The organism is Knoellia aerolata DSM 18566, assembly GCF_000768695.1.
Lineage (GTDB): Bacteria > Actinomycetota > Actinomycetes > Actinomycetales > Dermatophilaceae > Knoellia > Knoellia aerolata.
This window is the reverse complement of sequence record NZ_AVPL01000022.1, coordinates 40,266-53,662: the sequence shown is the minus strand read 5'-3', so window position 1 is coordinate 53,662 and position 13,397 is coordinate 40,266. Positions and strand designations below refer to the sequence as shown.

Genomic DNA, 13,397 nt, shown 5'->3' with positions numbered 1-13,397 from the left:
CCCACCCCCACACCGACCCCGGCGACCCAGTCCCCCGCCTCCCCGGCGACGACGTCACGACTCGCGTCGGCGATCACCGACTACTACGCACTGCTCCCCGGCGACACGGCGCAAGCGTGGCCGTTGATGACGGCCGACTACCAGAGCCGGAACGCCGGTGGCCGAGAGTCCTACGAGGCGTTCTGGAACGAGATCAACGACGTGAGCGTCAGCGACGTCGAGGCCACGGCCCCGGACCGGGTCGTCGCCACCCTGACCTACACCCGCGACAACGGCCGTGTCGACGTCGAACGCACCAGCTTCCGACTCGTCGACGAGGGCGGGCGCCTCAAGATCGCTGCGTCAGAGGTGCTCAGCAGCCGGCGCAGGTAGCCTTGCCGACCGGCCGGTCAGCCCAGACCGGCCAGCCAGCGGGCGATGAGGTCGGCGACGACCTCCGGGCGGTAGATCGTGTCGTGGTCGGCATCGGGGAGGATCTCCAGCTCCACGTCGTGGCCCGCGCCGGTCAGCGCAGCCCCGAAGTCCCGGCTCTGCGGGACCGCCACGACGTCGTCGAGCTCACCGTGCGCGAGCAGGACCGGCGGCGAGGGGGTGCGCTGACCGACCCAGCTGCTCGGGGTGCCCTCGCGCCACCGTTCGGGCTGCTGGCGGGGCGTCGCACCGAAGAGCGGCTGGACCACGTCGGCCAGCCCGGTGAGGTCGTACGCACCGGCCAGCCCGACGAGGCCGTCGACGTTCCTGGCCGGCCACGGGCACTCGGCCCGGAAGTGGGCGGGCGCCAAGGTGCCCAGCGCGGCCAGGTGTGCCCCGGCCGAGTGGCCGAGCAGCACGACGCGAGTCGGCGCGATCCCCGCCCGGGCGGCTCGAGCAGCGCCGTAGTCGGCTGCACAGACGACGTCCGAGACGGGCTGGGGGAACCGCGCGGCCGGCGCCACCCGGTAGGTCGCGTTGACCGCGACGTTGCCCGCGGCCGCCAGGGATGCGGCGAGCGGGCCGAGTCCGGCGCGATCGGCGCTGGTCCACCCGCCTCCGGGCACGAGGACGACCACGGGGGCCGACCCAGGGTTGCCGGCCGGCAGGTACAGGTCTGCCTCCAGCCCGGGAAGGTAGGCCTCGGTGCTGTCAGGCGCCCGCGCCGACACCGTGCTCGGCCCTCCCGTGGTTCCCGGGTCCGGGTCCGGGTCCGAGCCGCACCCGAGCAGGGCAAGGGTCGCGACGGTCGCCACCACCACCCTCGTCCCGCACCGCACGACATCCAGTGTGGCCGAAGCGGTGGGCTCAGGCCTCGGGGAGCGCGGCGAAGGCCTTCTTGGTGTCGTTGTACCAGCCCAGCGACTTCTTGGGGTGCCGCCAGCGGTTCTTCATGGCGTCGCGGGCCTCCTGGTGGGTGGCATCGCCGGCCGCCTCCGCCTCCTTGAGGTGCTGGTCCTGGGCGGTGATGACGTCGTCGGCTGTGTCGCCGTGGTGCTCGAGGTCGCAGGGCCCTCCGAGGTCACGGCAGGTCATGGTCTTCATGGGTGTCTCCTTCTCGATGGTCTCGATGGCCTTCTGAGGTGTTGACGATCGGCGTGGGCGGTGTGTGACCGGAGTCAGCCCTCGGCGCGCCCACCGCTGGTGGGCTCCCCGCCGTCGCGGCGGACGACGCGGGAGAGCACGTCGGGCGCGGCGCGGAAGGTGATGGCGCGCACGAGGCCGTCCGCCACGGTGAAGTCGAAGACGACCTTGGCCGCGCCACGGTGGAACCAGGCGGTGCCCGGGCGGTCGCCGAGGAAGACCGGAAGCGCTGCCTGTGCGCTGCCGTCGAAGAACGTGGCCACCTGATCCGCACCGTCGATCTGCTGCGGCGTGCCCATGAGGACCGCGGCGTCGTCGGCAGTCACCGCGGCGTCGGGCGCGAGCAGTCGGAGCAGCCGGTCGAAGTCGCCGTTCCTGGCCGCGGCCATGAAGGCGTCGACCACCTCCCAGTCGGCCAGACGGTCCTCGGGTCGCGGCTGGGCGACCTTGGCGCGGGCCCGCGAGGCCAGCTTGCGGGCGGCCGCTGGTGTGGTGTCGAGGACCGCCGCGATGGTGGCGAACTCGAAGCCGAAGCTGTCGTGGAGGACGAACGCGACCCGCTCGCGCGGAGCCAGCCGGTCGAGCACGACCTGCAGGCCGACACCGACCGTGTCGGCGAGCGCGACGTCGTCGGCCGGGTCGCTGACCGTCTCGCCGAGATCCACGTCAGCCACGGGCACCGGGGTCCGGGAGCGCAGCCGGTCGAGGCAGAGGCGGGTGGTGACCGTGGTCAGCCACGCCGGGAGGCTCTCGATCTCGGTGTCCGTCCGGTGCAGCCGCAGCCACGCCTGCTGCACGACGTCCTCCGCCTCGACGTGGTCGTCGAGGACGCGGCTCGCGATCGCCACGAGCCGTGGTCGTTCGAGCAGGAACGCTTCCGTCTGGTCCACGGCGTCCACCCTTCCACGGTGTTCGGTCACCCCACTGACGCGCGAGGCGGGCCCGGTGTGACCGCGGAACGGCGAAACGCTCACCCACCCCGCGCGGGAGCCCCACACTGGGCACGTGATCGGCGGGGAGTTCGCCACCGTGCTGGCCCGTGCCCAGGAGGGTGACGAGGTCGCCTTCGCGATGCTGTGGCGTGATCTCAACCCCGCACTGGTCCGCTACCTCGTCATGACGCGTGAGCCCGCCGACGACGTGGCGGCCGAGACGTGGCTGTCCGTGGTCAGGGGCTTGCACGCGTTCCGCGGAGACGAGATCGCCTGGCGCGCATGGGTCTTCACGACCGCCCGACGTCGGGCCGTGGACCAGGGTCGACGTCGCGCCCGGATCGCGGTCGTGGACCGGGAGTGGGTCCGGTCCACGACGGAGCCGGGGACCCGGGACGCCTCCGACCGAGCCCTCGAGCGGATCGACACCGAGGAGGCGCTCCGGCTGGTGGCGCAGCTCCCGACGGCGCAGGCCGAGGTCATCGCGCTGAGGATCGTCGTCGGGTTGCCCGCGGTGGCGGTGGCCGACGTCCTGGGGCGCAGCCCCGGTGCGGTCCGGGTCGCCACCCACCGTGGGCTGCGACGCCTCGAGGAGCTGCTCGCCGAACGAGGTGTAACGCCATCGCCGGCTCAGTCGCTTCCCCTTCCGACATGAGATCCGTGATGTGGAAGGTCCACGCGTGGTGGCGTCCTCGGGGCGAGGACGACGGCACGGACCTGTCGCTGCCCTCGGAGGGACAGCAACGCCTCGCGCAGCTGCGTGACGCCCTGACGGCCGAGGCCCGACCGCACGAGCTGGTCGGCTCGGCCGAGCCGCTCGCCCTGTTCCGCGCCACCGCTGCGTCCGCCGCGATGACGACGCGCAGCCCCCTGACGAGGAGAATCCCCGTGCTCAGTCCACTCATGAGTGCCCGGGCCGGGGCGGCAGTCGCCGGCATCGCCATCGGACTGGGTGGCACCGCCGTGGTCGCGTGGTCCGCCAGCCGCCCACCGGCCGCGCCGTCGACGGTCACTCCGGCCACGACCTCGACCAGCCCGAGTCCGAAGCCGTCGGACCGCCCCGTCGGCCCCGATGCCAACGGACCGGCCAAGTTCGGGCTGTGCCGGGCCTGGTCCAACCACCACAAGCACGACGACGGCGTCGAGCGCGCGAAGGGCTCCGTCGCGATGCGCAACCTCGCGGCCGCCGCCGGCGGCGAGGACAAGGTCGAGGCCTTCTGCGCGGCGGTGCCCCACCCGGGCAACGGGCCCAAGGCCGGCAAGGACGACGCCACCGAGGACGGCAAGGACGGGAAGGCCGGCAAGTCGGGCAAGGACAAGCCCGCGCACGCCGGCCCGAAGGACAAGTCCACCCCGGCCGGACCGAAGGACAAGGCGGCCCCCAGCCCCAGCCCCACCCCCAGCAGCCCCTGACCCGTCAGGTCCGAGCGGTGGAGGGAGGGTCCATGCGCTCAGGAAGCCGATCGTCCGGAACCCGTCCTACGGTGCCCTCATGAGCGAACAACCGACAGCCGGCTTCCCGGAGCCCCCGGCCGTGGGCGACGAGGTCGTCACCCTGCTCGGGTCCCTCGAGCGGCAGCGCGCCACCTTCACGTGGAAGTGCGCCGACCTCACCGCCGAGCAGCTGCGGCTGCGGCTCCCCTCGTCCGAGCTCTCCCTGGCCAGGCTCCTCAAGCACCTGGCCTGGATGGAGGACCTCAACTTCACCCGGGACCTCGCCCACGAGGAGGTGCCGGCGCCGTGGGCGGACGTCGACGCCGAGACGCGTTCGGAGTGGGCGTTCGAGTCCGCCGACCGCGACTCGGCCGACACGCTTTACGCCCTGTGGGGCTCGGCCGCGGAGCGGTCGCGGCGGGCGGTCCTGGCCGCCCTCGGCCCGGACGGCCTCGGCGCCACCTACCGCGACGGCAACGGGAACGAGGCCACGCTGCGGCGCCTGCTCGTCGACATGATCGAGGAGTACGGCCGGCACACCGGCCATGCCGACCTCCTGCGTGAGGCGATCGACGGCCGCGTCGGTGAGGACCCGCCGGGGCGCCCGGTGGCCTTCACCGTGGGCTGACCGGCATACGTCATCAGCCGGCGACACAGCGTGACCGCCGGCCGATGCGCGATCAGGTGGGGTCGGGCTCGTACTCCTCGTCGGGGTCGCCCACCACTTCCTGCACCTGTTCGAGGCGGTCGGCCTCGTCCCCGTCCCGGCCCTCGGGGGTCGGCCACTCCTCGTCGAGGCTGACCCTCGGGTCGGCCTGCTGCTGTTGTTCGAGGCGGTCGACCTCCGGGACGACGCCGTCGATCGGAATGTCGTCGGTGCGAGCCATGCGTTGCCTTCCTCTCTTGCGCAGCCGAGAGTTCTCGGCCTCCAGGTGCAGGACCCTGGCGACGCCCGCCAGGTTGAGCCCGGCCCCGAGCAGCTCCCCGATCCGGCGCAGCCGGTCGAGGTCGTTCGCGCTGTACCGACGGGTGCCGCCGTCGCTGCGTTCCGGCGTGAGCAGGCCCCGGGCCTCGTACAGCCGGAGGTTCTGCACCCCCATGCCGACGAGCTCGGCGGCCACGGAGATGCCGTACACGCCGCGGTCGTCGTCAGGAGTGCGGGTGGTCATCGTGCGTCGATCCTTCCCACATGACTTTCACTCGGGTACTTGCACCACTATGCCGGTGGTGCTAGAAAAAATCTATAGCGGTTGCCACAGGTTCTGCCTGATGGCAGCCACTCGTCCACAGGAAGAAACCGATACGGAGGTGACCACGATGCTCATGCGAACCGACCCGTTCCGTGAACTGGACCGACTGACCCAGCAGCTCTTTGCCCCGCAGGGCAGGCTCGCCCAGCTCGCGGCGATGCCGATGGATGCCTGGCGCGACGGTGACAGCTTCCACGTCGAGTTCGACCTGCCCGGAGTGGACCGGGACTCGATCGACATCGACGCCGAAAGCAATGTCGTCACGATCGAGGCAGAGCGTCCGACCCGTGCCAGCGATGCGGAGCTCCTCGCGGCCGAGCGTCCGCGTGGGGTCTTCAGCCGCCAGCTCGTCCTCGGGGACAACCTCGACACCGAGCGCATCGAGGCGGCGTACGACAACGGTGTCCTCACGCTGACCATCCCGATCGTCGAGCAGGCCAAGCCGCGCAAGATCGAGATCGGCAGCAGCGAGGGTCAGAAGGCGATCAACTCCTGACCCTTCCCCGCTCCCCCGCGGGGGCGGACACCCCGAGACCCTCGTCTGGGTCGCGTTCGTGCCATTGCGCTCGACGCCACCTTCGCGGCGCCCGCGCCTTGACGGCGTACCCGTTCGCGGCCCAGGCGAGGCCCTCACCCGGGGTCCTCCGTGACCACCGGGGGCTGTCCGCCGAAGGAAGGAACGTCCGGCGCACGTGAGCAGCGATGACGGCGACCTCTACAGCGCCCTGGGCCTGACACGTGAGGCGACCCCGGCGCAGGTCCGGCGTGCCTACCGCTCCCTCATGCGCCAGAACCACCCCGACACACGCGAGCCGGGGGACCCGGCCTCCGACGCGGCGCTCCAACGCGCCCTCGCGGCCTACGCGATCCTCGGCGACCCGGAGCTCCGAGCCGGCTACGACGAGCGCACCACCCGCCGGGACCCGGTCACTCCCCCTCCCGTCCGGCGTGCGCGAACCTTCCCGCGGACTGATCCGCAGACGTCACCGATCCGAGTGGGCCCGGTGCGCTGGCACCGGAGCGGGTGAGCGTCTCGCGCGTCCGCACCTCACCTCCCTGCCGCAGCCGGAAGAACCGACGTGCGGCGACCCCGCCCACGACCGCGATCATCGCGACGAGCAGACCTTGGTATGCCGTGTGCGCGCCGGTTCTCGCGGGGTCGCTGTAGCCGCCGTCGAAGAACCCCGACACGATGCAGACCGGCGCGACGAGCGCGAGCAGCGCGCTCGCGACGAGGGCCGGACGGCGACGTCGCCCGGACGCGACAGCGGCGGCGACGAGCTGGGCCAGCATCATCGGGACTGGGATCGACAGCCGTCCGGTGGGTCCCATGGCGTCGAGGACGGTGTCGGCGAGGCCACCGGTGACGGAGACGAACGCTCCGCCCAGCGACACCGCGGCGAGCACCGCGACGGCGAGGAGGACGCGGCGGTCCGGGGCGATCGGGCTGGGGGCGAGGGTCATGGCGGTCCTTTCGGGAGCGGAGGCGGGTGCGGGGGTCCGGGTCTGCCCCGGACGATTCGCCGCGACCAGAGTGCTCGTGGCTGCTTGAGCCGGGCTTGCGTGGGTCGTGAGCGACCTCAGGCCGGGGCGGTGCCGGCCCGGACCTGGGCAATCCCCGACCCCCGGTCCGCGCGGTCAGTAACGTGACGGCCGTGTCGGTGCAGGTCAGCGTCCTCGGGACGACCGCGCTCGCCGGGTCGGACGGGCCCGTCGCCATCGCGGCGCGCAAGCGTCGTGCGCTCCTCGCCGCCCTGGCGCTGGACCTCGGCGCGGTCGTCTCCGCGGACCGCCTCGTCGACCTCATGTGGGGTGCCGTGGCGCCGCCCGGAGCGTTCGGCACGCTCCACTCGTACGTCTCGGGCCTGCGGCGTCTCCTCGAGCCCGGGTTGGAGCCCCGCGCCAGGCCGACGATCCTGCTCACCTCGGATGCGGGCTACCGGCTCGCCCTTCCCCGAGGTGCCGTGGACGCGACCGTCTTCGTGGACGAGGTCCGCGCCCGACACCGCGTCCTCGACCCGCTCGCCTCACAGCTCACGACCGGGCCGGACGGCCGCTGGCCCAGGCGGGCCGAGGTCGAGGAGCAGGTCGACCGGCTCGAACAGGCGCTGCGCACGTGGCGGGGCACCCCCTACGCCGACCTCACCGACCACCCCGACGTCCTCGCCGAGCGGACGGCCCTCGAAGGGTTGCGCACGACCGCCAGCGACGACCTCGCCCTCGGGCTCCTCGCGCTCGGGGAGCACGCCACGGTCCTGGCCCTCACCGAGCAGGCCACCACCCGGGACCCGCTCCGCGAGCGTGGCTGGTCGCTGCACGCCCTCGCGCTGGCCCGGGCGGGGCGCCAGGCCGAGGCGCTCGACGCGATCCGACGACTGCGGAGCATCCTCGACGACGAGCTCGGGCTGGACCCCGGCCAGGAGGTCCGCGACCTCGAGTCCGCCATCCTCCGGCAGGACGAGGCGGTGCTCACCGGCTGGCTGCCGCCGTCGCGCCCCGGTGAGGCGGAGGCGCCGCCGGTCGCCTCCCTGCCGGCACCGACGCCGATGCGGGCGTCGACGCAGCCGCCGGTGTCACGTGCTGCCTCGAGCGAGCTGGGCGAGTGGCCACTGGTCGGTCGTCAGCGGGAGCGCGACGCCATCGCCCAGCTGCTCACGGCCGCCTCCCAGGGCCGGCCGGGCGCCCTCCGGATCGTCGGGGAGGCCGGGGCAGGGAAGTCCCGCCTCGTCGACTGGGCGGTCGCCGAGGCGATCAGCCGGGGCATGACCGCAGCGGTCGGAACCTGCTCCGCGGACGACGGGGCTCCGCCGCTGTGGCCCTGGCGGCAGCTCCTCGCGCGGCTCGACGTCCCCACGCCGCCCGAGCTCTCCCACGAGCACGGCGCCGACGGGGCCGCCGCCGAGCGGGCCTTCGCCACCCACGACGCCATTGCCGGCGCCCTGCGGGAGGCTGCGGCGGACCGCGGGCTGCTCGTCGTCCTCGACGACGTCCACTGGGCCGACACCCCGACCCTGCGCTGCCTGGCGCACGTCGTCGCGAGCCTGGAGCCCGGGGTCCGCGTGGCCGTCGTCGCGACCCGCCGGCCGGTCGCGCCGGCTGGCTCCGACCTCGCCGAGCTCGACGCCGCGCTGGCGCGGCACAGGGCGCGCACGCTCGAACTGGAGGGCCTGGCAAGCAGCGAGGCCCACGACCTCGTCACCTCGATCCTCGGTGAGGAGCTCGACGCATCCGCGGTGGAGGAGTGGCGCGACCGGACCGACGGCAACCCCTTCTTCCTCGTCGAGCTGGCCCGATTGGCGGGGCACGACGGACGGGTCGACGGTGAGGTCCCGGCCAGCGTCCAGGCTGTCGTGAGGCATCGCCTCGGTGACCTGCCCGAGCCCGTGCGGGAGCTCCTCCTCCTCGCCGCCGCGCTGGGCCGGCGGCACCCTCCGCTGCTGCTCGCCCGCGTCGCCGACCTCGATCCCGACGCCCTGCTCGACCGGCTGGAGCCCGCGCAGGAGGCCGGGATCATCCACAGCCGCAACGGGATCCTCGCCTTCGACCACGCCCTGACCCGGGACGCGGTCCTCGCGATGACCACCCCGAACCGCGTCGCCAGGGCGCACGCGCGCATCGCCCGCGCCCTCGAGAGCGCACCCCCCGCGGCAGCCGGTGGGGCCGAGCGCGCCTTCGACCTCGCCCACCATTGGCTCGCAGCCGGGCCGTTGTATGCAGCGAGCGCCTGGCCGGCGGCCAAGGCGGCCGGCGCTCTGGCGGCCGACGACTTCGCCAACGTCGAGGCCGCCGACCTCTTCCAGGCGGCCCTCGACGCCCACGCGGTCGACCCGTCCGGAACGGCGCTCGAGCGCTACGACCTCCTCCTGCAGTTCAACGAGACCGCGGCCCGCGCCGGGATGTGGCGTGAAGCCATGGCCGCCGTCAGTGCCGCCGTGGCCCTCGCCCGATCGCTCGGCGACCCGGTGCGGGTCGCAGGCGCCGTCGCGGCACTGACCCGCTACTCCGTCTGGACGCCGATGGAGTACGGCGTCGTCGACCACGAGCTCATCGAGGACCTCCGCGCCACGCTCGCCCAGCTCGAACCGCACGACTCCGCCGAGCGCTGCACCGTCATGCTCGCGCTCGCCGCCCAGCTCTACTACCTGCCCGGCTCTGACGCCGAGGTCGAGGCGCTCGTCGACGAGGGCATGGCGCTCGCGCGACGGCTCGCGGAGCCGAGCGTGCTCGCCTGGGCCGCGCGGACGGCATACATCGCACTGTGGCGGTCGCGATCGCTCGACCGTCGACGCGCCCTGGCTGCCGAGGAGGTCGAGGCCGCCCGCGCCAGTGGTGACCCGGCGGCCGAGGCGGTGGCGCTCGCGGGGATGGCCGGCGCCGCCCTCGAGGCCGGCGACCGGTCGACCTGGGAGACCGCGAGCCGTGCGGCGCTCGACATCGCCCGGAGGAGGCGGTTGTCCTTCGTGGAGTTCGCCGTCCGCTTCGTCGAGCTCGGCCTCGCCAGCCTGAGGGGAGGTGACGCATCCGCTGACGCGGCAGCGCTGCTCACCATGACCGGCGTGCGGATGTCGATCCCGGCCACCGAGTACATCGAGCTCGGCATCGCCTACGTCCTGGCCGGATGGGACCCGGTCGGCGCCCGCACGCTCGTCGACGGGGCCCTCGCCCTCGACCCTGACGCCGAGGACGACATCACGCGCACGCCGATCCTCCAGCTGCTCGCCGTCGTGGGGGACCGCCCGCAGCTGGAGCGGCTGCTGCCGAAGGCGCCGCTGCCCGCGGAGGACTGGAGCCAGTCCCTCGACCTCGCCATCCTCGCCTTCGCGTCGGCCACGGCGGGTGACGCCGAGCTGTCGCGCCGGGTGGCCGACGCCCTGGCCCCAGTCGCTGGCCGGATGGCCGTGGCCGGTATCGCGAGCGTCCAGGGACCGATCGACTGCTTCCTCGCGATGGCCCTGTCCGGGGCCGGAGACCGAGCGGCGGCGAGCGCCGCGGCCGACCGAGGCGAGGCGATGGCCCGCGAGTGGGGTTTCACCTCCTTCCTCGACCGGTTCGCGGAGCAGCGCCGCCAGCTCGGCTTCTAGCTCGCCACCCCGACGAGCCCGGCGTGACGGAAGGCCCGCTGTTCGCGACGGGCGTACGAGCGGCGCACCACGGCATACAGGATTTTGAAGGGCGGACCGCTGAAGGCGAAGAAGCGCTCGAGAGCCTCGGGCGGGAGGCCGTGCACGACCCAGCCGATGATGAAGGGCGTGTCGCGCAGGCGGTAGCCCTTCTGGATCTCGCGCTCGACACCGGCGAACTCGTCCTCGGTCATGACCCGTTGGACCAGCGGGAGGACGACGGTCTCCTCGTGCTCGAGGTGGGCGCCGAGCACCTCCCGCAGGCCGACGAGCCGGATCTCGATCGCGCGCCGGTGGTCGTCGCACGGGTGGTCCGACATGGCACGGAAGGCCGTGACGAGAGCGGTGAGCGCCGGGTCGATCTCGGCGTGCTCGTCACTCATCGCCGCGACCTCCGCGCGGTCGGCGTCGGTCCCGCGAGCGGTGACTGCCCTGTCGAGGACGGGCCAGTAGTACGTGTCCTCGGCGTGGTGGTGCTCGTGGAGGACGTGGCAGAACCGGTCCCAGCGGTCGGCCAGCGCGGCCCAGGTGTCCGGCTCACCGAGCGGCGTCACGGCGACTCCGGAGGCGAAGCGGGCCAGGTCGCGGCGGAAGGCGTGGTGCATGACGTACATGCCGGTGTGGTCGTGCGGGCCCTCGGCGACGTGCGTCTGGCCGGGGAGGTCGAGCTGCTTCATCGCAGTGCCCCTTCCGTGTTTGCCGGTATGCCGTCCGCTCCCGTTCGGGTGCTCGGCGCGAGTCCGTGCTCGTCGACGATGCGGCGGACGAACTCGGTGAAGTCGGTCGGCGGGCGGCCGAGCAGTCGCGTCGTGGCGTCGACCTCGGACTTCTTGGTCTTGACGGCGAACCCGCGCAGGGCCCGGAACGACGACTTCCAGTCCGCGAGGCGGTAGCCGGTGAGGTGTGCGGTGAGGGCCGCGTCGATCGCCTCGTCGTCGTCGCCTACGTAGGTGACGGGGACGCCGAGGGCCTGCGACCAGGTTTGGGCGCACTCGGCTCCGGTGAGGGAGCGTGGGCCGGAGACGGGGTAGGCGCCCGCGGGGATCGTCGGGTCGAGGAGGACGTTGGCGACGATCTCGCCGAGGTCCCGAAGGTCGACCCGGTTGAGGCCCTTCGGGTGAGTCGGGAGGACGAACTGGCCGGCGCGGATGACGTCGAGGAGGACCTCGTCGCACTGCATGAAGTTGCCGACGCCGAGGACGACCGGACGCGTGTTGGAGGTCTCGACCATGTGGCCGATCGAGATCTTGCCGCGGTAGCGCGGCATCAAACGGCCGTAGACCGTGCGCATCGTCCACTTGGCCAGCCGGTTGGAGGCGTCGATGTGGATGCCGGAGAAGACGAGACGTGCGCCTTCGCGCTCGACCGCGTCGAGGACGGTACGGGTGAGCTCGACCTCGTCGGCCTCGTGCGGAGAGATGTGGAAGACGGCGTCGACTCCCCGCATGGCGTCGCGGAGGGAGGCCGGGTCGCGGAGGTCGCCGACGCGGAGGTCGACCTGGTCGGTGGGGCGGAGTCGGCCCGGGTCACGGACGAGGACTCGAGGGGTGACGCCGCGCTCGTTGAGCGAGCGAACGACCTCGCGACCCATGAGCCCGGTCGAGCCGAGAACGAGGATGGTGGGGACGGACATGGTGTGCCTTTCGTGGACGATTCCTGTGGTCGTCCACGAGGTTGACGGGGCGGACTTGAGCCGCGCTTGATTCCTGCTCGAGCGCTCGCTCTCGTAGTGCAGGCGCGCCTGCACTCGTTCGGTTCGGGCGCTCAGGTGGGCCTGGGATCCGAACTGGTGACGCGACGGTCCGGGCGTTGCACGGCCCCATGGGCGTAACTACGCCTGAGTTTCGTCCTCTCCATCGTCTTCAGCCATGTTGCGCCGCAGACTGTCTGGGAGTGCCAAGCCGTACTTGTCCGCTAGCAACACTGTGGCCCCGTAGTGCCGGGCCTGTGTGACGGTGTCTCCCAAGACGTACGAGTTGGTCGCAGCGCCCGCTATTGCCGAAATCAACGGCATGCCCATGCGTGCGTTCTTGACAGGTACTCGCTTCCCTCCCCCGGCTGACTTGAGCAACTTCTCGACCGCGGCCATCAGTCGGTGATCTTCACGCAGTTTCTTGCTCCAGTTGACTCGACCTTTGGCAGCGTCGAAGGCGGAGCTTGCCTGACGTACCGATCGGACCTTCACGGCTTGGTCCCTGTAGGACCGGGCGACCATCCGATCAACCATGTTCCGTATGCCGGGGTCGCTTGGGTCGTATCCGTATGCGTAACAAACTCGGGTTGCAATGGCTGCGGTCAATGCCTGCATCACCACTAAGTCGAGCCCGATTGCGACGGCGCTCCCCACGACCGGGACAGGGATCATGGCGAGCGAGCCGAGTGCCGCTCCCTCTCCTGCTCCGATGGTCTGCCACCGCAGCGCCATGCCGTTCGTGCACTCATCGAGCAATCGAAGGTCAAGCTCCCGCAGCTCCTCGAGTGAGGAGATGTTGCGGCCACGCTCCCTGTGGTACGCCAACACCGATTCAGGATCAGTTAGCTCGACAACCCACTCGTTGAGGAGTTCGAGCAATGTGACGACGTTCCTCAGGGTGGGGACGAGAACCGCATCGAACGTGCCGGTGGCTGCTTTCTTGACGCTCTCCGGAGTGTGGTCGAGCGCGGCGCGGGTGGCCTTCGAAACTGCGTCCCGACCAACGTCGATGGTCGCGCCTAGGGCCTTCTTCGCAGGCGCGGGGAGCATTCGTCTTCCCCCTTTGGCCTTTTTCTCCCAATGCGCCTGCAGCTCACCCCAGCGCTTCTGCTCATACGCGGACATGGCTGCTCGACCAGGCGGAACCTCGTTCATGGCGTGAGGCTATATGGCCGTACGGGCCCACCGCGGAATCAGTCAGCGCTGCGACATATGCGAGGCGCGACGCCAGGGCCAACCCGGCAGGCGAAGGCTCTTCAGGCGCCCACCTCAACGTCAAACCTCCTTCGAGCTCAGACAGAAGGAGACTGCGCGGCTCCCGAAGTATTTGGCCCGGCGTCTTCGAGTCGTCTGCTGGAAATGAGCTTGGTAGGTATGGTCAGGGCTCGTTGGGTCTGACGCGCGGGAGGGATGG

General features: G+C 71.9%; 15 protein-coding genes. 7 read left to right on the top strand and 8 right to left on the bottom strand.

Annotation, left to right across the window (positions count from 1 at the left end; genetic code table 11):
- On the top strand, window positions 1-372 hold a 372-nt coding region (locus tag N801_RS21030), incomplete at its 5' end, for a hypothetical protein (protein ID WP_035937074.1).
- A gap of 17 nt (window positions 373-389) precedes the next feature.
- On the opposite strand, the gene N801_RS19725 is transcribed toward N801_RS21030, so the two are convergent.
- The 3 genes from N801_RS19725 to N801_RS09935 all read right to left on the bottom strand — a co-directional run bounded on the left by N801_RS19725 (window position 390) and on the right by N801_RS09935 (window position 2,444).
- Entirely contained in the window at window positions 390-1,250 is an 861-nt protein-coding gene (locus N801_RS19725) for an alpha/beta hydrolase (protein WP_169744244.1), read from the bottom strand.
- Window positions 1,251-1,278: 28 nt separating this feature from the next.
- Window positions 1,279-1,515, bottom strand: a complete 237-nt coding sequence (locus N801_RS09940; RefSeq protein WP_035937071.1) for a DUF1059 domain-containing protein — start codon at window positions 1,513-1,515, stop codon at window positions 1,279-1,281.
- A 74-nt stretch (window positions 1,516-1,589) separates the two neighbouring features.
- The gene (locus N801_RS09935) at window positions 1,590-2,444 is read right to left on the bottom strand and encodes a sigma-70 family RNA polymerase sigma factor (protein WP_035937068.1); all 855 of its coding nucleotides are present in this window, start codon (window positions 2,442-2,444) and stop codon (window positions 1,590-1,592) included.
- Between the two features lie 115 nt (window positions 2,445-2,559).
- Between N801_RS09935 and N801_RS09930 the strand changes: the two genes are divergently transcribed.
- The 3 genes from N801_RS09930 to N801_RS09920 all read left to right on the top strand — a co-directional run bounded on the left by N801_RS09930 (window position 2,560) and on the right by N801_RS09920 (window position 4,548).
- On the top strand, window positions 2,560-3,141 hold the full coding sequence (locus N801_RS09930; RefSeq protein ID WP_035937067.1) for an RNA polymerase sigma factor: 582 nt from the start codon (window positions 2,560-2,562) through the stop codon (window positions 3,139-3,141).
- Window positions 3,138-3,899: a hypothetical protein gene (locus N801_RS19720; protein ID WP_156996667.1), complete on the top strand. Its 762-nt coding sequence runs from the start codon at window positions 3,138-3,140 to the stop codon at window positions 3,897-3,899. The genes N801_RS09930 and N801_RS19720 overlap by 4 nt, the downstream gene beginning before the upstream one ends.
- Before the next feature lie 79 nt (window positions 3,900-3,978).
- Window positions 3,979-4,548 carry a mycothiol transferase gene (locus N801_RS09920; protein ID WP_035937063.1) on the top strand — a complete coding sequence of 190 codons (570 nt, stop codon included), beginning with the start codon at window positions 3,979-3,981 and terminating at the stop codon, window positions 4,546-4,548.
- 52 nt (window positions 4,549-4,600) lie between these two features.
- On the opposite strand, the gene N801_RS20200 is transcribed toward N801_RS09920, so the two are convergent.
- Window positions 4,601-5,089, bottom strand: a complete 489-nt coding sequence (locus N801_RS20200) for a MerR family transcriptional regulator (protein WP_084108636.1) — start codon at window positions 5,087-5,089, stop codon at window positions 4,601-4,603.
- 148 nt (window positions 5,090-5,237) lie between these two features.
- Between N801_RS20200 and N801_RS09910 the strand changes: the two genes are divergently transcribed.
- Window positions 5,238-5,666 carry an Hsp20/alpha crystallin family protein gene (locus tag N801_RS09910; protein WP_035937060.1) on the top strand — a complete coding sequence of 143 codons (429 nt, stop codon included), beginning with the start codon at window positions 5,238-5,240 and terminating at the stop codon, window positions 5,664-5,666.
- Window positions 5,667-5,862: 196 nt separating this feature from the next.
- Complete coding sequence (locus N801_RS21880) at window positions 5,863-6,198, top strand: J domain-containing protein (protein ID WP_084108633.1); 336 nt, start codon at window positions 5,863-5,865, stop codon at window positions 6,196-6,198.
- Here the strand turns inward: N801_RS21880 and N801_RS09905 are convergent.
- Window positions 6,098-6,634 carry a hypothetical protein gene (locus N801_RS09905; RefSeq protein ID WP_035937055.1) on the bottom strand — a complete coding sequence of 179 codons (537 nt, stop codon included), beginning with the start codon at window positions 6,632-6,634 and terminating at the stop codon, window positions 6,098-6,100. The genes N801_RS21880 and N801_RS09905 overlap by 101 nt on opposite strands.
- 182 nt (window positions 6,635-6,816) lie before the next feature.
- On the opposite strand from N801_RS09905, the gene N801_RS09900 reads away from it, so the two are divergent.
- The gene (locus tag N801_RS09900; protein WP_084108630.1) at window positions 6,817-10,251 is read left to right on the top strand and encodes an ATP-binding protein; all 3,435 of its coding nucleotides are present in this window, start codon (window positions 6,817-6,819) and stop codon (window positions 10,249-10,251) included.
- Here N801_RS09900 and N801_RS09895 read toward each other — a convergent pair.
- From N801_RS09895 to N801_RS09885, 3 genes are all read right to left on the bottom strand, one after another.
- Window positions 10,248-10,967: a hemerythrin domain-containing protein gene (locus N801_RS09895; protein WP_052112825.1), complete on the bottom strand. Its 720-nt coding sequence runs from the start codon at window positions 10,965-10,967 to the stop codon at window positions 10,248-10,250. The two genes, N801_RS09900 and N801_RS09895, sit on opposite strands and share 4 nt — an antisense overlap.
- Window positions 10,964-11,923, bottom strand: a complete 960-nt coding sequence (locus N801_RS09890) for an SDR family oxidoreductase (RefSeq protein ID WP_035937050.1) — start codon at window positions 11,921-11,923, stop codon at window positions 10,964-10,966. Before N801_RS09890 ends, N801_RS09895 begins: the two co-directional genes overlap by 4 nt.
- 198 nt (window positions 11,924-12,121) lie before the next feature.
- Window positions 12,122-13,138 (bottom strand): EcsC family protein, encoded by a 1,017-nt coding sequence (locus N801_RS09885; RefSeq protein WP_035937048.1) that lies wholly within the window; start codon window positions 13,136-13,138, stop codon window positions 12,122-12,124.
- Window positions 13,139-13,397 lie beyond the last annotated feature (259 nt).

Excerpts from the sequence above, each read along its gene's own strand:
- N801_RS09940 (WP_035937071.1), bottom strand. The coding sequence starts at position 1,515 with ATGAAGACCATGACCTGCCGTGACCTCGGAGGGCCCTGCGACCTCGAG.
- N801_RS19720 (WP_156996667.1), top strand. The coding sequence starts at position 3,138 with ATGAGATCCGTGATGTGGAAGGTCCACGCGTGGTGGCGTCCTCGGGGC.
- N801_RS09920 (WP_035937063.1), top strand. The coding sequence starts at position 3,979 with ATGAGCGAACAACCGACAGCCGGCTTCCCGGAGCCCCCGGCCGTGGGC.
- N801_RS20200 (WP_084108636.1), bottom strand. The coding sequence starts at position 5,089 with ATGACCACCCGCACTCCTGACGACGACCGCGGCGTGTACGGCATCTCC.
- N801_RS09910 (WP_035937060.1), top strand. The coding sequence starts at position 5,238 with ATGCTCATGCGAACCGACCCGTTCCGTGAACTGGACCGACTGACCCAG.
- N801_RS09905 (WP_035937055.1), bottom strand. The coding sequence starts at position 6,634 with ATGACCCTCGCCCCCAGCCCGATCGCCCCGGACCGCCGCGTCCTCCTC.
- N801_RS09895 (WP_052112825.1), bottom strand. The coding sequence starts at position 10,967 with ATGAAGCAGCTCGACCTCCCCGGCCAGACGCACGTCGCCGAGGGCCCG.
- N801_RS09890 (WP_035937050.1), bottom strand. The coding sequence starts at position 11,923 with ATGTCCGTCCCCACCATCCTCGTTCTCGGCTCGACCGGGCTCATGGGT.
- N801_RS09885 (WP_035937048.1), bottom strand. The coding sequence starts at position 13,138 with ATGAACGAGGTTCCGCCTGGTCGAGCAGCCATGTCCGCGTATGAGCAG.